The organism is Sphingobium sp. FW305-3-2-15-F-TSA7, from assembly GCF_058787155.1.
Genome location: NZ_JBYSZM010000039.1, coordinates 30456 through 48741, shown reverse-complemented (window position 1 = coordinate 48741; position 18286 = coordinate 30456). Strand labels below are relative to the sequence as shown.

The 18286-nt window shown below is 63.6% G+C and carries 13 protein-coding genes; all 13 read left to right on the top strand.

Annotation, left to right across the window (positions count from 1 at the left end):
- The first annotated feature begins 73 nt into the window (after positions 1-73).
- Positions 74-1096 (top strand): GlxA family transcriptional regulator, encoded by a 1023-nt coding sequence (locus AC3WN8_RS25110; RefSeq protein ID WP_492672242.1) that lies wholly within the window; start codon positions 74-76, stop codon positions 1094-1096.
- Positions 1097-1169: 73 nt separating this feature from the next.
- Positions 1170-2423 (top strand): sarcosine oxidase subunit beta family protein, encoded by a 1254-nt coding sequence (locus tag AC3WN8_RS25105; protein ID WP_492672241.1) that lies wholly within the window; start codon positions 1170-1172, stop codon positions 2421-2423.
- An 11-nt stretch (positions 2424-2434) separates the two neighbouring features.
- Entirely contained in the window at positions 2435-2719 is a 285-nt protein-coding gene (locus tag AC3WN8_RS25100) for a sarcosine oxidase subunit delta (protein ID WP_492672240.1), read from the top strand.
- Entirely contained in the window at positions 2716-5670 is a 2955-nt protein-coding gene (locus AC3WN8_RS25095; RefSeq protein WP_492672239.1) for a sarcosine oxidase subunit alpha family protein, read from the top strand. The genes AC3WN8_RS25100 and AC3WN8_RS25095 overlap by 4 nt, the downstream gene beginning before the upstream one ends.
- Positions 5663-6175: a sarcosine oxidase subunit gamma gene (locus tag AC3WN8_RS25090; protein WP_492672238.1), complete on the top strand. Its 513-nt coding sequence runs from the start codon at positions 5663-5665 to the stop codon at positions 6173-6175. The genes AC3WN8_RS25095 and AC3WN8_RS25090 overlap by 8 nt, the downstream gene beginning before the upstream one ends.
- Before the next feature lie 129 nt (positions 6176-6304).
- Positions 6305-6634 (top strand): AtuA-related protein, encoded by a 330-nt coding sequence (locus tag AC3WN8_RS25085; protein ID WP_492672237.1) that lies wholly within the window; start codon positions 6305-6307, stop codon positions 6632-6634.
- A 296-nt stretch (positions 6635-6930) separates the two neighbouring features.
- Entirely contained in the window at positions 6931-9426 is a 2496-nt protein-coding gene (locus AC3WN8_RS25080; RefSeq protein WP_492672236.1) for a S9 family peptidase, read from the top strand.
- A gap of 70 nt (positions 9427-9496) precedes the next feature.
- Entirely contained in the window at positions 9497-11185 is a 1689-nt protein-coding gene (locus AC3WN8_RS25075) for a gamma-glutamyltransferase (RefSeq protein WP_492672235.1), read from the top strand.
- Between the two features lie 123 nt (positions 11186-11308).
- Positions 11309-12304 carry an alpha/beta hydrolase gene (locus tag AC3WN8_RS25070; RefSeq protein ID WP_492672234.1) on the top strand — a complete coding sequence of 332 codons (996 nt, stop codon included), beginning with the start codon at positions 11309-11311 and terminating at the stop codon, positions 12302-12304.
- Positions 12305-12333: 29 nt separating this feature from the next.
- Positions 12334-14130, top strand: coding sequence for an aminopeptidase P family protein (locus AC3WN8_RS25065; RefSeq protein WP_492672233.1), 1797 nt, complete (start codon positions 12334-12336; stop codon positions 14128-14130).
- A 60-nt stretch (positions 14131-14190) separates the two neighbouring features.
- Positions 14191-16212: a DUF885 domain-containing protein gene (locus AC3WN8_RS25060; protein WP_492672232.1), complete on the top strand. Its 2022-nt coding sequence runs from the start codon at positions 14191-14193 to the stop codon at positions 16210-16212.
- A 302-nt stretch (positions 16213-16514) separates the two neighbouring features.
- Positions 16515-17363, top strand: coding sequence for a phytanoyl-CoA dioxygenase family protein (locus AC3WN8_RS25055; RefSeq protein WP_492672231.1), 849 nt, complete (start codon positions 16515-16517; stop codon positions 17361-17363).
- Positions 17360-18115, top strand: a complete 756-nt coding sequence (locus tag AC3WN8_RS25050) for an alpha/beta hydrolase family protein (protein WP_492672230.1) — start codon at positions 17360-17362, stop codon at positions 18113-18115. Before AC3WN8_RS25055 ends, AC3WN8_RS25050 begins: the two co-directional genes overlap by 4 nt.
- The last annotated feature ends 171 nt before the right edge of the window (positions 18116-18286 follow it).

Sequence of the window (18286 nt, the reverse complement as noted above, 5' to 3'; positions counted from 1 at the left end):
TTGTTCGGCAGTGTCCCCGCGAGCCCGACACGCGACAGCGTGTCACGATCGACCGGGCCGGACGGATTTAATCATGGAAGCAGCAGAGGCCACCATATCCGAAGATAAGGCCGATGACCGGGCCGTCGCTCTGCGAGTAGGCTTCGTGCTGGCGCCCCGCTTCACCGTCACGGCGTTCGCCGGCTTTATTGACGCGATCCGTCTTGCCAGCGACGAAATGGATCGCAGCGGCCGGGTCGATTGTCAGTGGGAAGTGCTCGGTCCCAACGAGGAGCCGATCGCCTCGAGTTGCGGCGTGCTGGTCCAGCCCACCGGCAGCTTCGCCGACCCCTCTCGTTTCCACTATGTCGTGGTGGTGGGCGGCCTCCTTCATGGCGGGCAGAAAGTGCCCGCTGGAACCTATGGCTTTCTGCGTGCCGCGGCGAATCTGGGCGTGCCTTTGATAGGCCTTTGCACGGGATCGTTCATTCTTGCCCGAGCCGGCCTGCTCGATGGTTACCGTACCTGCGTGAGCTGGTTGCACCATGAGGAGTTCGCATCCGAGTTTCCAGACCTTTGCGTGCAATCGGACACTCTGTTCGTCATCGATCGCGACCGTATGACGTGCGCGGGGGGGACTAGCGTCGTGCACCTCGCCGCTCAGATTATCGAAACTCATCTCGGTCGTGAGCGTGCCCTCAAAAGTCTGCGCATTTTGATCGAGGACGAGCCACTTCCTTCGGGCGCGTGGCAACCGGAGCATATCGTGACCCGTCAGGCGCATGATGCGGTGGTTCGCCGCGCGATGCTGCTGATGGAAAGGGATTTTCAGCGCACGCAACCCCAGCACGATATCGCGTCGCAGGTCGGAATCAGTCCACGCCAGCTCGAGCGGCGCTTTCTCGTCGACATTGGCCTCACGCCGCGCGAGTATCGAGCGAAGCTGAGGCTGGCACGCGCGCACTGGATGATCCGCCAGACCGATCGCTCCATGACCGAGATCGCGCTTGAGTGCGGCTACAGCGACAACGCACACCTCGCCCGCACCTTCAAAAACCATTTCGAGATGACCCCATCGCTTGCGCGACGAGCAGCCCGCGCCGAACGAACAGCCTGACTGTCGGAAAAATACACAAAGATGTCGCGTCAATGCAGGATCGTATCTGCAATCGGGTTCATCATGAAGCGAGATGCAGCGCTTCTCAATCCTCTCCCTTCTCCGTGAAGGCCTGAACGACCATAAGGGCTGGCGCTCGCAGTGGCGCGCCGCTGAGCCCAAGCCGCGCTATGACGCGATTATCGTCGGCGGGGGCGGCCATGGCCTTGGCGCCGCCTTCTACCTCGCGCGTGACCATGGCCTGCGCAATATCGCGGTTCTCGAAAAGGGATGGATCGGCGGCGGCAATACCGGGCGCAACACCACGATCATCCGCTCGAACTACCTCTTCGACGAAAGTTCGAGCTTGTATGATCATGCGCTGAAGCTGTGGGACAATCTGAGCCAGGAGCTGAATTACAACGTCATGTATTCGCGCCGCGGCGTGCTGATGCTCGCGCACACGGTACATGACGTTCAGGTGTTCAAACGCCATGTCCACGCCAACCGGCTGAACGGCGTCGACAATGAATGGTTGACGCCCGAAGAGGCCCAGCAATTTTGCCCGCCGCTCAACATCTCGCGCGACGTCCGTTACCCGATCCTGGGCGCCGCGCTCCAGCGCCGGGGCGGCACCGCACGGCATGACGCCGTCGCTTGGGGTTATGCCCGTGCCGCCGACGCGCTGGGCGTCGACATCATCGAGAATTGCGAAGTGACCGGCATCGATCGCGATCTGTCGGGCAAGGTCACAGGGGTGCAGACCACCCGCGGGCCGATCGCCGCCGACAAGATCGGCGTTTCAGCGGCAGGACATAGCAGCGCAGTTATGGGCATGGCGGGCGTGCGACTTCCGCTGGAAAGCTTCCCACTCCAGGCGCTCGTCTCCGAGCCGGTGAAGCCGATCGTGCCATGCGTCGTCATGTCGAACACGATCCACGCCTATATCAGCCAGTCCGACAAGGGCGAGCTTGTCATCGGCGCAGGCACCGATGCGTATACAAGCTACACGCAGCGCGGCGGCCTCCATATCGCACAGCACACGCTGGAAGCGATCTGCGAGATCTTCCCGCAGTTTCGCCGCATGCGGATGCTGCGCAGCTGGGGCGGTATCGTCGATGTCACGCCCGATCGCTCGCCGATCATCGCGAAGACCCCTGTTCCGGGTCTTTACGTCAATTGCGGCTGGGGCACCGGCGGTTTCAAGGCGACACCGGGAGCGGCGCACCTGCTGGCTCACACCATGGCCACCGACGCACCGCACGCGTTGAACGCGCCATTCACGATCGAGCGTTTCCGCGACGGGCATCTTATCGACGAGGCGGCGGCCGCCGCCGTCGCGCACTGATCGGATCGACGATGCTCCTGATCCCTTGCCCTTATTGCGGCGACCGACCCGAAATCGAATTCAGCTATGGCGGCCAGGCGCACATCGCCCGCCCGCTGGTTCCCGCCGAATATGATGACGACGCCTGGGGCGCCTTCCTCTACACGCGCGACAATGCGCGCGGGCCGCATGCCGAGCGGTGGCGCCACCTTCATGGCTGCGCTCGCTACTTCAATGTCGTTCGCGACACACGCTCCGATCGGATCGTCGCCAGCTATCGCGTCGGCGGCCCCCGCCCCGAGATCGAACAACCATGAGCCAAGCCTTTCGCCTTCGCGACCGCGGTCTCGTCGATCACGCCTCAACGCTCAGCTTTACCTTTGACGGCAAGCGCTATGAGGGGCTGGCGGGCGACACGCTCGCCTCTGCGCTCTTGGCCAACGGCGTCCATCTTGTGGGTCGCTCTTTCAAATATCATCGCCCGCGCGGCATCCTCGGCGCCTGGGCGGATGAACCCAACGCGCTCGTCACCATCGTCCGCGATCGCGACCGCACAACCCCCAACCTGCCGGCAACTCAGGTCGAGCTGTTCGACGGACTGGTGGCGTTCAGCCAGAACCGCTGGCCAAGTCTCAAGAAGGATCGCTGGAGCATAAACGACAAGCTGAGCCGCTTTTTGCCGGCCGGCTTCTACTACAAGACCTTCATGTGGCCGAAATCCTTCTGGGACCGAGTCTACGAACCGAACATCCGGGCGGCAGCAGGCCTGGGCGTCGCACCCGATCGGGCCGATCCCGATCGCTATGACCACCGCTACGCCCATTGCGAGTTGCTCGTGGTCGGTGCCGGCCCAGCCGGCCTCTCGACGACTCTGGCGGCGGCGAAGAGCGGATGCCGGATCATCCTGTGCGACGATCGACCGCGCATGGGCGGCTCGTTGCTGTCAGCATTCGGCGCTACGATCGACGGGGAGGATTGCCACGACTGGGCGGCGAGGGCGGTCGCCGACCTGGCGGCAATGCCAAACGTGACGTTGCTGCCGCGAACCACCGCCTTCGGCTATTATCCGCACAATCTGATCGGACTTGCCGAACGGCTTACCGATCATCTTCCAGGCAGCCCGGCGAACGCGCGCGAAAGGCTGTGGAGCGTTCGCGCCGCCCGTGTCGTCCTGGCTACGGGTGCGTTGGAACGACCGCTGGTCTTTCCCGACAATGATCGCCCGGGCATCATGCTCGCCGACGCCGCCCGCCATTATCTGCAAGTTCATGGGGTCGCGGTTGGCCGTCGCGTCGTCGTCGTCACCGCCCATGATGCGGGCTATCGCAGCGCGCACGAGCTTCATGCCGCCGGTATCGAGGTCATCCTGGCTGACGTACGGCCTGAAGCTGCGACGGACGCGCCTTTCCGGGTGATCGGCGGCGCGCAGATCGAGGGCACGAGCGGCAAGTTGCGCGTCGCTTCGATCACGATCAGCGTGGGCGGATGTCGCGAGCGCATTGCCTGCGATGCCGTGCTGATGTGCGGCGGTTTCACACCTTCGATCCATCTTGCCTCGCAATCGCGCGGCAAGATGGCGTGGAACGCCGATATCCACGCCTATGTCGCGTCGGGTTCTGCCGAAGCCGAATGCACCATTGGCGCCGCGCGGGGACGGTTCGAGCTGGAGGACGCGATGGCGGACGGCATGCGCGCTGGCCAGGATGCGGCCGCTGCAACCGGTTTCGCGTCCGGGATAAGCGGCAAGCTGCCGAAGATCGATGTGAGCCATGCCATCGGCCGGGGCGGCATGATCGGCGCCCTCCCGCACAGCCGCGATCCAGCGCGCATCAAAGCGTTCGTCGATTGGCAAAACGACGTGACCGTGCGCGACATCGTCCTCGCGACGCGCGAAGGCTTCCGCTCGATCGAGCATGTCAAACGCTACACCACGACCGGCATGGCGACCGATCAGGGCAAACTGTCCAATCTTAATTCGCTTGCGATCGTTGCCGGGGAAACCGGTCGGCCTGTGCAAGAGGTCGGGTTCACGACGTTTCGCCCACCCTACACGCCCGTAACGTTCGGTGCGTTGGCCGGGGCCGCACGCGGCGACCTGTTCGATCCGGTTCGACGGACGCCAATCCATGACTGGGCGGTTGCGCAGGGCGCGGTGTTCGAGGATGTGGGCTTGTGGAAACGCGCGCGTTATTTCCCGCATGCGGGTGAGGACATGCGCGCTGCAGTCGACCGCGAATGCCTGGCCGTTCGCCGATCGGTCGGCTTGTTCGACGCCTCGACCCTTGGCAAGATCGAGGTCGTCGGTGCCGACGCTGCGGAATTCCTGAACCGCTTTTACGTCAACGCCTGGACCAAGCTCGGCGTCGGTCGCTGCCGCTATGGCGTGTTGCTGCGCGAGGATGGCTTCATCCTGGACGATGGCGTGATCGGTCGGCTGACACAGGACCGGTTCCACGTAACCACAACCACCGGCGGCGCGGCGCGCGTGCTCAGCATGATGGAGGATTATCTCCAGACGGAATGGCCCGACTTGAATGTCTGGCTCACCTCGACCACCGAACAATGGTCCGTCGTCGCGGTACAGGGTCCCGCCGCTCGCGACGTTCTCAGCCCGTTGGTCGAGGGTGTCGACATCTCGGCTGACGCATTGCCGCACATGAGCATCGCCGAAGGCACGATCTGCGGCGTGCCGATGCGGCTGATGCGGGTGAGCTTTACCGGCGAGCTTGGCTTCGAGGTCAACGTACCGTCCGGCCATGGACGCGCGATCTGGGACACAATCTGGCAGCGCGGCCGAGAGTTCGGCATGACCGCCTATGGCACCGAAGCCATGCATGTGCTGCGCGCCGAGAAAGGTTACATCATTGTCGGTCAGGAGACCGATGGCACCGTCACGGCGGATGACGCCGGGTTGAGTTGGGCGATCGGCAAAGCCAAGCCCGACTTCGTCGGCAAGCGTTCACTGACCCGCCCCGCCATGTCGGCGTCCGACCGCAAGCAATTGGTAGGGCTCCTCACTCTCGACCCAATGGCCGTTCTCGACGAGGGCGCTCAGATAGTCCTCGGTCAGGAGGGACCGTCTGTCGGGCACGTCACCTCATCCTATTACAGCGCCAATCTTGGCCGCTCGATCGCGTTGGCACTCGTGCGAGGCGGACGGGCATTGAAAGGACGTCGACTGCGCGTGCCAATGCCAAATGCGTACATCGACGTCGAGGTGGTGAGTCCTGTATTTGTCGATCCGCAGGGACGTCATCTTCATGACTAGTGATATTGCCAAGCCATCCCTGCCATCGACAATCGAAACGCTCCCGCCGAAGAAGCGACACATCTTGCGCTGTCGCGAACCCCGCATCGCGGCGGCTTCCCTGCTGCTTGGTATCGAACTGCCGAGCACCGCTTACGGCACGGTATCCCAAAATGGCCTTCATGCACTCTGGCTCGGACCTGATGAATGGCTGATCCTGGCTGAAGCCTTGCCTCCCGTCTCGATCAGCGATTGGACCGGACTAGGCGCCAGTTTCGTCGATGTCAGTGACCGCCAGATCGCCCTGCAAGTGTCCGGTCCCAAGGCCGACTTATGTCTCGCCAGCGGATGTCCGCTCGATCTCGCGGCGGGGGCGTTCCCCGTCGGCGCAACTACGCGCACCGTCTTTCACAAGGCCGAAATCATATTGTGGCGAACCGGCGAACACCGTTATCACCTGGAAGTCTGGCGATCTTTTGCACCCTATGTCGTGGAGCTGCTCGAGCAGGCAAGCAAGCTTGTTTGATGGGGTACGATATGCGTGGCGTTGCCGCCGTCCCGGACATTGCGAAACGGGTGCAGGCGATCCGTACGCAGTCCGGCTTCACCGGCAGCTCGCGCCCCATCACCGATCGCCCCCACGCCGACGGCCGAGATGGTTGACGTACCACTGATCCGGCTGGCCTGGGGCCGTAGCGGCGACAAGGGTGACAGCGCGAATATCGGCGTCATCGCGCGCCACGCGGACTATCTCGCATACCTTGTGTCCGGCCCGGTCCGGCGCTTCGAGGTGCCGGGGATCGATGCGCTCAACTTCCTGCTCGCGAACGCGCTCGGCGGCGGCGGCATCGCCTCGCTACGCATGGATCCGCAGGGCAAGGCCCTCGCCCAGATCCTGCTCGACCACCCTATCGGAATCCCGTGTGCGCTCGCCGCGCAACACGGACTTGTTTGCGCCGAGCGAGATCTCGCCTCACCCGAATAGGCTGGTCGAGATGAAGGAATTGTCGTGGCACAGGTCACGCCTGTTCGAGTTTTTTTCGTCAGCCGCCAAATCAGTTTCGCGCGCGTATGGAACACCAGTTCGTCCTTGATCTGGTCGTCGCGCTAACTTTACCAATTGGCGAAAGCAGATCACGGGCGCCAGCATTCGATGGCTCCACGGCAATTGCTTTGCCGCGGAGCACCCGCCTTCGCAAGCACGACAAGCACAATCCGTGCGCTCCCAACGCGGCTCAGCCGTTGGCGATCGCACCGGGGAGAGGGAGGTAAAAGCGACATATGCAGCATCCGACCTTTCGCGCTTCAACACTATACGGCCGCACTGGTCGTGGCTGCCTCGCCGTCCTGCGCCGTGTTGGCGCGCATCAGACACAGAAAGCGCTTATGCATAGATCGATCACCGCCGGCATCATGAGCCTTATGCTGGCGGGAAGCGCACTTGCATCACCCCCAACCGACGAGATGTCCGCCCGCTATGCCCGTGCGCTCGCATCGACGGGCCCAGCGCTCGCGCCGCTGATCCTGAACGCAAACGTCACGCCCACCTGGTTGAAAAACGGTGACTTCTGGTATCGTCGCGCGCGGCAAGGTGGGGGCGAATTCCGCGTCGTTCAGGCATCGGGTGCCTCGTCCTTGGCATTCGATCATGTCCGCCTCGCAGAGGCAGCCTCGCGCGTGACGAAAGCCAGGATCGGCGCATGGGACCTCAACGTCGCGGCGCTTGAGCCGGCACGATGGGTCGAGCTGATGCTTGAAGGTAAAAGCGTACGCTGCACGCTTGTGGACTATCAATGCGCCGGGCCTGCCGCGCCATCCAGCGCAGATCCGCGCCAGACCGTTTCACCAGAAAGCCGCAAGGCGGTCTTCGTCAAGGACCACAATCTGTGGCTTCGCGATCTGGGCAGCGGGCGCGAAAGCGCGCTGACCAGCGACGGCGCGCCGTATTTCGCGTGGGGCAAGCTCCCCGATTCAGCGCTGCTCACCCTGGTGAACGAACGCAGCAACCTGCCCCTGCCGCCTTGGGGCGCAAGCTGGTCGCCGGACGGCCGATACCTGGTCGCCACCCGGATCGACGAACGGCCGATCAAACCATATCCGTTTCTCGAGTCGGTGCCACAGGACGGAAGCTTCGCCCCGATCGTGCGAACCGCGCGTATCAGCCTGCTCGGCGAACCTACCCCTGTGATGACCGCGATGGTGTTTGACACCGTCACCGGCACACGCGTGCCCATTGCCTTGCCGGAGGGCTTCTCGAAATCCAATCTGATCGAGATCTTCGGCTGGTCGGCAGACGGCAAGCGCTTCTACACCCCCATGCCCGGCGAAGGCCGCGATCTCGAGTTGACCGAGATCAACGCCGAGACCGGCGCGATGCGTACTCTTATCAGGGAGCGTGCCAAGGGTTTTCTCGGCCTGAACAGCGAGATGTACAACGCCCCCAATGTGCGGCTGGTCAATGGCGGCCGCGAGCTCATCTGGTATTCGCAGCGCAGCGGATGGGGCCATCTCTACCGCTACGATCTTCGGACCGGCAAGCTGCTCAATGCTGTAACGCAGGGCAATTGGCTGGTGCGCGACATCCTCCATGCCGACGAGGCGCGCCGATGGGTCATCTTTACGGCATCGGGCCGCGAAGCGGGCGATCCCTACCGCCGCCGAGTCTATCGCGTGAACTTCGATGGATCGGACCTGACGTTACTGACACCCGAGGATGCGGACCACACGCTAGCGGGGCAGGCGACCGGTGCCTTCGCGCTGTTCTTCGGCATCAAGCCGTCGGCCTCGAAAATTTCGCCGGACGGCGCGGCCTTCATCGACAGCTGGTCAACCCCCACCACCCCACCAGTCACGGCGCTGCGCCGCACCAGGGACGGCCGCATCATCGCCAAGCTTGAGACCGCCGACGTCAGCGGACTGAACACCCTCGGCTGGCTGCCGCCGGAGCATTTCGTGGTCAAGGCGGCTGACGGCAAGACCGACATCTACGGCGCGATCTGGTGGCCAGACGCCACCATGGGGGAGCGGGTGCCGGTGATCGACAATCTATATGGCGGTCCGCAATCCTCGATCGTTCCGCATGGCTTCACTGCCTCAGGCTTGAGCGACTCGTTCGCGATGACGAAGCTGGGATTCGCGGTCGTCACTGTCGATGGACGCGGCACGCCGCTGCGCTCGCAAGCATTTCAGGACGAGAGCTTCATCAACTTCGGCGATACCATGGTGGACGATCATGCCGCTGTCATGAAGCAGCTCGTTGCGCGCTATCCGCGCCTGGACGCCGGCAAAATCGGCGTGACCGGCCACAGCCTCGGCGGCTACGTCTCGACCCGCGCAATGCTGCGGTATCCCGAGACCTTCAAGGTGGGAGTCTCGTCCGCCGGCTCGCATATCTACGAGGCGCTATATGGAACGTCGGGCATCTTCCAGCATCCCGACTATGGCAATGGGCGCGAGTTGAAGCCGACGCCGGATGCATCGCCCGCCAACTACCGCGCCATGAGCAACGCGCCGCTGGCAGCCCAACTGCGCGGACGCCTGCTGATCGGCTATGGCGAGCTGGACGAAAACGCGCTGTCGGCGTCGACCCTTCAGTTCGTCGACGCGTTGATCAAGGCGGGGCGCCGCTACGATCTGATCTACCTGCCCAATACGACGCACCGCTTCGGTTCCGGTGGGGATTACTTCACGTTGCGGCGCTGGGACTATTTTACCGAGCATCTGCTCAAGATCGAGCCGCCGTTGCCGCCCTACGTCAAGCCTGGCGCACCAAACTAACCGATGCGGAGAGCGAAACATGACGCAGGGATATAGTCGCCGGGGCTTCATCCAGGGATCGTTGGCAGGCATGGCGGGAGGGTCAATCGCGCTCGGCTCGGCCACCGCTTCGCCGCGTGCGGTGCCATCCGGCAACTGGAGCGCGCCAAGTGATAGCGAGCGCCGCCGGCTCATCTCAACGGCGCGGTTCGGACGCAAAGAGGGTGTCTCCGGCCGCAAGGGAATCGCGATCTGCACCCATCCATTGGCATCGGCGGCAGCGATCGACATGTTGAACGCGGGTGGCAACGCCTGCGACGCGATCTGCGCAGCCGCGCTCGCCCAGACGGTCGTCGAACCCCATATGACGACATTGTCCGGCGTGTTCTCGATGCTCTATTACGATGCGCGCAGCCGGTCTTACTCCCATGTCACGGGCGCGATGAACGCGCCGAAGACGCATCCAGTGTTCACGGGAGGCGCGGAAGCGTTCGGCGCGATGGCGGGACCAGGCCAGCACAATGGTCAGTTGGTACCCGTCCCGGGCTTTTGGGGCGGCGTCGAGGCATCGCATGGACGGCACGGCCGGCTGCCGATCAAGACGGTGATGGCGCCGGCGATCCACTATGCGCGGCAGGGGTTCGAGATCCATCCGTTCCTGTGGGGCGAGATGTTCGTTGAATCGCCCAACCTTGGATCCGTCGCCTATGGGCAGGAAACCTACTACAAGGACCGCCGTCTGCTGAATGTCGGCGAGATGCTGGTCCAGCCCCGCTATGCCGACACGCTGGAGCGGCTTGCCGAGGAGGGAAGCGGCTATTTCTATCGCGGCGAGTTCGCCCGCAAATATGCCGCGGCGGTCCAGAAGGCCGGCGGTTATGTGACGATCGAGGACATGGCGTCATGGCAGCCGCTGACCGGGCAGCCGGCCCGTTCGACCTATCGCGACTATGAGGTGATCGGCGCCGCGGCGCCCGATTATGGCGGGCAGGCGCTGGTCGAGATCATGAACATGGTCGAACTGCTCGACGTCCAGAAGCTGGGCCCCGCCTATGCGTCGGCGGAGACGACCCACAAGCTGATGCAGATCATCAAGCGGGTCTATACCGATGCCGTGACCCAGCGCTGGAGCAAGTCGGTCCAGCCGGTCGAACGGATGATCTCCAAGGCGTTGGCTGCCGAGCGTTTCGCCGGCCTCGACGAGCAGACCGGCGCGCCGGGCCCGGCGCTCGCTCCTCCCGGCTCGACGCACGTCACCGTCGTCGACGGGGAAGGCAATGTAGCGACCGTGCTCCATTCGGTGATGTCCGCGCCCTACACGACCGGGATCTTCGTGGACGGGGTCTATGTCTGCGCGGGCCTGCTCCACCTCGGCTCGGGTGCGCCCGGCCCGGATGGACGCGTGCATGCCCGTATCGCGCCCAACATGTTCGCACGCAACGGCAAGCCCGTGCTGGCATCGGGCTCGCCGAGCGTCTCCCTTACCGAGAGCATCGTGCAGAACAGCATGAACATGCTCGATTTCGGGCTGGATATCGAGACTTCGGTGCATAAGCCGCGCTTCGGTGGCGACGATCTGCGTGTGACAGGCACGACAATGATCGAATCCGATATGGGCGAGGCCCTGATCGGCCAGTTAAGGGCGCGCGGCCAGAAGCTGACGAATTCCAGCCCCTGGGACTGGATGCACGGGTCGTTCGACGGAATCCGCATCGCCGACGACGGCACGGCGTCGGCGTGCGGGGATCCGCGGCGGACCGCGCAGGCGATCACGGCCTGAGCGCCACCGGACCGCGTGGGATCGCGGATCGATCGCTGGTCGAGCGCGGAACGGATCATCCGATCGGGATATGGATGAAGAAAAATGCCCCGCTGCGACGCGGCAGGCACGAAAGGAAGGTTCATGGAGATCAACAGGCGCACGGCGATGACCGCACTGGCAGCATCGGCCACGACGATGCTCGGCGGGACCGCGAATGCGATCACGGCGATCGGCCAACGGGCTGACGCGAAGCCCGTCCATTCACCGGTGGTGCGCCCCGACGCCGAGCAATGGGACATGACGTCGCGGATCACCGGGCGCACCTATCGCATATTCGTAGCCAGGCCTTCGGGAACGAAGCCGCCGCCGCCGGGGGGTTATCCGGTCATCTATCTCAACGACGGCGATTTCGAGTTCCATACCGCCGCCGACGCGCTGATGATGCAATCGATCGCGCTGGAGCTGGCGTCGGCCTACATCGTCGGAATCGGCTACGGCAAAGGTTGGGAATATGCCTCCCGCACACGCTGCGCCGACCTGACGCCGTCCCAGCCGGATCCAGCCACCCGTGCCGGCCTCGAAGCCTCGCCACTGACCAAGGGCGCGGCCTATGGCGAAGCCGTGCTCTATCATCGCTTCATGACAGAAGAGCTGCGGCCGCTGATCGAAGCCAGCTACCCGGTGAGCCGCCGCGACCGCACTCTGTGGGGCCACTCCTTTGGCGGCCTTTTCGCCCTGCACGTGTTGTTCAATGATCCCGGCGCCTATCACACCTATCTGGTCAACAGCCCGTCGATCAACTGGAGCGGGGGCGCGATCCTGAAGGACGAGGCCAAGCTGGTCGCGCAGCTGCAATCCGGCAAGGCCGCGCCCCGAGTGCTCGTCACCGCAGGCGAGTATGAAGAGACGCTGGCCGAGCATGTGAAGCTGTATCCAGGCGTCAGTCGCGAGCAGATGCAAGGCATGCTGAAGGCGTTCGCCATGGTCACCAACGCCACCAGTCTGGTCGAGCGCCTCAAGGCGGTGAAGGCACCGGCCGACGCGCACTTTGAGTCGATCGTCTTTGGCGGCGAAACGCATCTAAGCGCGATCCTGCCGGCGATGAGCCGAGGACTGCGGTTCGCGCTGCCGCTGTAACCGTCAAGTTGAGAAAAGAGCGGCGCGCGATGAGCGAATGCGGGAACCGGTTGATCGCGCTGCGTGCCGAACTGACGTCGCTGGGTCTCGACGGCTTCATGCTGTCAACCGGCGACGAGCACATGTCGGAGTGGCCGGCACCGTTCGCCAACCGCCTTGCGTGGCTGACCGGCTTCACCGGCACGACCGGCGCGGCCGCGGTGCTGAGGGACCGCGCGGCGATGTTCGTCGACGGCCGCTATACCGCCGCGGTGCGCGATCAGGTCGACGGCCACTACTACGCCTTCGTCGACCTGCCGCAGGCGAGCATCGCCGACTGGCTGTCCGACAATGCGGCGAGCGGCGCGCGGATCGGCTATGACCCCCGCCTTCATGGCTGCAATGCCGTTCGGACGGTCGAGCGGGCGCTAAGCCAGGCCGATATTGCGCTGGTTCCGGTCGCGGCCAATCCCATCGATGCGATATGGGCCGACCGGCCGGCACGGCCGCAGACGGCGCTGTTCATCCAGCCGATCGAACGATCAGGGAAGGCATCCGAGGACAAGCTCAGCGAGGTCACCGAATGGCTGACTGCGATCGGCGCCGACGCCGCAGTGCTGGTCGCGCTCGATTCCATCGCCTGGCTTTTCAACATCCGTGCCAGCGACATCGCCGTTGCGCCGCTTGGCTATTCATACGCGATCTGCCGGCGCGACGGCACCGCCGATCTTTTCGTCGATGCGACAAAGCTGAATGATCATGTTCGCCAACACCTTGGCAACCGCGTCCGGCTGGCCGCTTACGACGCGTTCTATCCCGCGCTCAAAACGCTTTCGGGGCAGCGCGTGACGATCGATCCCGACCTTTCGCCCACTGCCATCGCGCATACGCTCATCAGCACTGGCGCGGCGGTACGCGAGGATCGCGAGCCGACGCAACTGCCCAAGCAGATCAAGAACGCCGTCGAGATCGCGGGCATGAAGCAGGCACATGTCCGCGACGGCGTTGCGGTGACCCGCTTTCTCCACTGGCTGTCGATCGAGGGCTCGCGGGGCGAGCAGACCGAATTGTCCGCGGCGCATCGGCTGACGGCCTTCCGCCGCGAGCTCACCGGATTCCATGGCGTCTCGTTCGATCCGATCTCGGCGGCCGACGCCCATGGCGCGCTGCCGCATTATTGGCCGACGCCGGAAAGCAACCGGCCGATCCGGCCCGACAGTGTCTATCTCATCGATTCCGGTGGGCAGTATCCGGACGGCACGACCGATGTGACCCGCACGATTGCCATCGGTGCGCCGCGTCAGGATGTGAAGGATCGCTTTACCCGGGTGCTCAGGGGCCATATCCGGCTCGCCACCGCGGTCTTTCCCGCAGGAACGCTGGGCAGCCGGCTCGATCCACTGGCGCGGTTGGCCTTGTGGGAGGCGGGACTCGACTACGACCATGGCACCGGTCACGGCGTGGGTCATTTCCTCAACGTGCATGAAGGACCAAATCATCTGCCGGCAACGCCGCGACCGGGGGAAACCGGGATCGAGGCGGGCATGATCCTTTCCAACGAACCCGGCTATTACAAGGCCGGCGATTACGGGATCCGGATCGAGAACCTCGTCGTCGCGGTTGCGCGCAAAGTCGAAGGCGCCGAGAAGCCGATGTTGGGCTTCGAAACGATCACTCTGGCCCCGATCGACCGCGACCTGATCGACGTCGCACTGCTTACCGACGCCGAGATCGACTGGCTCGACAGCTACCATGCCAAGGTGCTCGATCATATCGGGCCGCTGGTTCCCGCAGACACGCGTCGGTGGCTCCAGGAACGGACCGCGCCGCTTCGCCCACATGCGTGATCCGGGCGACACGTTCACGGCCGCGGGACACGCGGATCAGAGATATTCGGAGGTTACGCCATGATGCGCATTTTCTCTTTCGCGGTTGCGTCCGAACGCGCGCACTCACGCCCGATCCGGATGATCATGGCGGTTTGTCTCGCGACGACTGCTTCCGTGTCGCCGGGTGCCGCATCGGCGCAGACTGCCAGGCCTGCGGATCGCGCCGATCGGGCCAGTGAAGCGACAGACACAGCGCGGCTCAACACGTGGCTCGATACCAAATATGAGGAGGAACTCGGCTTCAGCCCCATCGCGCGCTCCTTTCAGGGCGACAAGACGGACCAGGACAAGATCGATGACATGTCCGAAGCCGCCGGCGAACGCAGGCTCGAATGGCTCCGGCAATCCGTCACGCAGCTGAAAGCCGGCTTCGACCGGAAGACGCTCTCGCTCGATGCCAGGCTGTCGTACGACTTGTGGGTCTATCGCTATGAGGATGCGGCCAGAGCTGCGAAGTTCAAGCGCAACGCCTATGTCTTCGATCAACTGTTCGGTCCGCACACTCGGCTTCCACAGCTACTGATCGCGGCTCACAAGGTTGACGAGCGCGCGGACATGGACGCCTATATCGCGCGCATCGGCGAAGTGCGGCGAGTTCAGCTGCAGCTGCTCGATATTGCGAAGCGCAATGCCGCCGCCGGCTCAAGGGTGCCGCGCTTCGCCTATGAGACGATGATCCGGCAGGCGCGCTCGCTGATCACCGGCGCACCGTTCGATGGTGAGCGCAGCAGCGCGATATGGACCGACGCGCAGGCCAAGGTCGACGGATTGGTCAAGGCCGGCAAGATCGACGCGGCGACGGCGGCGGCCTACAAGGCTGCCGCACGCAAGGCACTGATCGAGCAATGGCTACCAGCCTACCAAGCGATCATCGCCTGGTTCGAGTCCGAACTGCCGAAGGCCGACGCAATCGCGACCGGCGTAGGCAAGAATCCGAATGGCAAAAGCTATTACACCGCCATGCTGGCCAGCGCGACGACCACCGATCTGACCGCGGACCAGATCCACAGGATCGGCCTTGCCGAAGTCGCCCGCATCAAGGCCGAGATGGAGGGCCTCAAGTCCAAAGTCGGCTTCACGGGTACATTGCAGGCGTTCTTCAAGTTCGTCCGTGACGACCCGCGATTTTACTATCCCAACACGGACGAGGGCCGTGAGGCCTATATCGACGCCGCGACCAAGCATATCGAATTCATGAAGCGGCAGCTTCCCCGGTACTTCGGCATCCTCCCCAAGGCCGACATGATCGTCAAACGCGTAGAAGCCTATCGCGAGATCCCGGGGGGACCACAAGAATACCAGCCGCCGGCGGCGGACGGGTCACGGCCTGGCGTGTTCTACGCGCATCTCTCGGACATGCGCGCGATGCCGATCCCGCAGCTCGAGGTGATCGCCTATCATGAAGCCCTGCCCGGCCATCACATGAACTTCGCGATCGCGCAGGAGCTGACCGAAGTGCCGAAGTTCCGCCGGTTCCTGTCGATCAATGCCTATCAGGAAGGCTGGGGCCTATACGCCGAGAAGCTCGCGAAGGAGATGGGGGCTTATGAAGATCCCTATTCGGACTTCGGACGGCTGACGACGGAGATGTGGCGGGCCATCCGGCTCGTACTCGACACCGGCCTACATTCCAAAGGCTGGACGGAGGAGCGGGCGGTTCAGTATTTCCTCGCAAACTCCTCCGTCGCGGAAGCGCAGGCCCGGTCCGAAGTGCGGCGCTACATCGTTATGCCGGGGCAGGCGACCGGCTACAAGATCGGCATGATCAGGATCGAGGAACTGCGCCGGAAGGCTCAGGCCGAGCTCGGCGCCAAGTTCGACATCCGCGGATTCCACGATACGGTGCTGGGAAGCGGACAGATGCCGCTCGATCTGCTGGACCGCAGAGTGAACGAGTGGATTGCTGAGCGAAAGGTCGAACACAGGCTCGGTGTGGCCAAGCTGCGCATCGTCGATCCACAAGCGGAAGCGCGTTTCTGCGGACTCTGTCAGACCGATGCGGCAACTGCGAAAGCGCGCATTGTTAACGGCGGCAGATGAGCCGAAAATCCAGGGCCAAGCCGCCTAGTCCGTTCCGCTGCTTCAACTCGTCACCCGAGGTGATCCGCCTTGTGGTGTTGATGTATGTGCGGTTTCCGCTTTCGCTGTGAAACGTGAAGGGCCGCACCCAAGCCTCCGGGGAGCGGCGGAGCGGCAATTCCGGGCCTCGAACCTCGTTCGCGCACGACCCATCGAAGCAGTTGACCTCTCCGAGAATATAATCATACTATATGATATAAAATTTGCGGTTAAAGCGGTCAAGCAGCGTCGCCTGCTTGTCCGCGCGGCAGGAGAGATAGCGAATGTCTGTGAAGGATCTGCAACAGCGTCTGAGCGAGTTTCGAGAGCTTGGCTACACGATTTTCGAAGGCGTATATGATGCCGAGCGGATGCAGGCCTGGAAGGATTGCTATGGCGACCTGGTCCGCCGCAACACGCCGCTCGATGCGCCCGAACCACGGCTGCGCGTCACCAGTGCGCTGGAGCAGGAACCCTGGCTGATGCTTCCGGCGGTCAACAACCCGCAAATCCTGGATTTCGCCGAGCGCGTGATGGGGCCTTTCGTTCAGCTCGACAACCTGACCTTCATGGCATTCCCTTCCGAGCCCAGGGAACAGGCCGAAGGCACGGTCAGTTTCTGGCATCGAGACCGCTGGGGCTGGATGCCCGAAGGCCCGCATTATATCCGCCCGACCGCATGCAACGCGATCTGCTATTTGCAGGATCTGACCGAAGAATATGGTCCGCTGCGCGTCGTCGAGGGATCGCATCGGCGCGCCGTAACGATCGAGTCCGAATATCATCGCAACAGGCCGCATCCGGAAGAAACGGTGCTGCGTGTAAAAGCGGGCGATGTGGTGTTCACCCATTGCTCGCTGCTGCACAGCGGCACCCCCAACATTTCGGGCAATCCGCGCTATTTCTTCAGCGCCTATTATAATCGCGTGGGGTTGCCCACGCGCGACAATCACAAGGGCCCGAGCGTCCAGCGGATCGTCGAGATGGCGCGTGCGCGAAACGACCGGCGGCTGATGCGCCTGTTCAGCGTGGACGACGCGATCGAGGCCCGCGCGAACGCCCTGTTCCTCAAGCCCGACGAAGAAATGTGGGACAGATGGATCGCTGAGGACCGAGCCGCCCTGCTGCAATGACGCCCCAGCTCCGCACGGCATATCTTGGGGACATTCCGCTTCTCTGGGCCCAGCCGCCCGGCGAGGGGCCATGGCCCCTCATACTCTGGCTCCACGCCTTCAGCTGGTCGAAGGAGGATGTGGGGCCGCAACTGGTCGATCTCGCTTCGCACGGCTTTCTGGCGCTGAGCTGGGATCTGCCGCAGCATGGCGCGCGAAGCGTCGAGGCGCGCGACGACATCAAGCGCCGGGTGCGCGCCGATCTTCGCCGCCATTTCTGGCCGATCCTGGCGCAGGGCGCCGATGAGACACCCAGGATCATCGACTGGGCCCTCGCCCATTTCGACGTCCGGTCGCGGGTCGCCATCGGCGGCGTCTCGATGGGCGGCGACATCGCGATCGCTGCGGCAGGGATCGACCGGCGAATAGACCGCGCCGCTGTGGCGCTGGCCACGCCGGACTGGTTGCGGCCGGGTTCACATGAACCACAGGGAATCGCAGGCGAGGCGGAATGGGCCGCATATCGCCGCCTCGATCCGCTGACCAACCTTCACCATTACGCGCACCGCCCCGCGATGCTGTTCGCCTGCGGTGCGGATGACCGGCAGGTTCCGCCCGAAGGCGCCGACGCTTTCGTTGACGCGCTGGGCGAACTCTATGCCGACGCCCCCGAACGGTTGGCGGTGACGCGCGAACCGGAGACCGGGCATCGATTCACGCCCGATATGTGGGACCGGGCCCTGCAATGGTTCGAGGGCGGCCGGAACCGCTGACGGCCTTTCCGTAACGCCGGTCCCGCTTGCGATGGGTTGACGGAAAAATCCGTTGGGCATATTAAATGTTTTATGTGAGGCGAAACAATATGGCATAATTGCCCCACATAGTGCGAGCTACGCAGTCTTAGACAACGAAAACTCGGCCGAAACAGTCGGTCGAATCGGGGG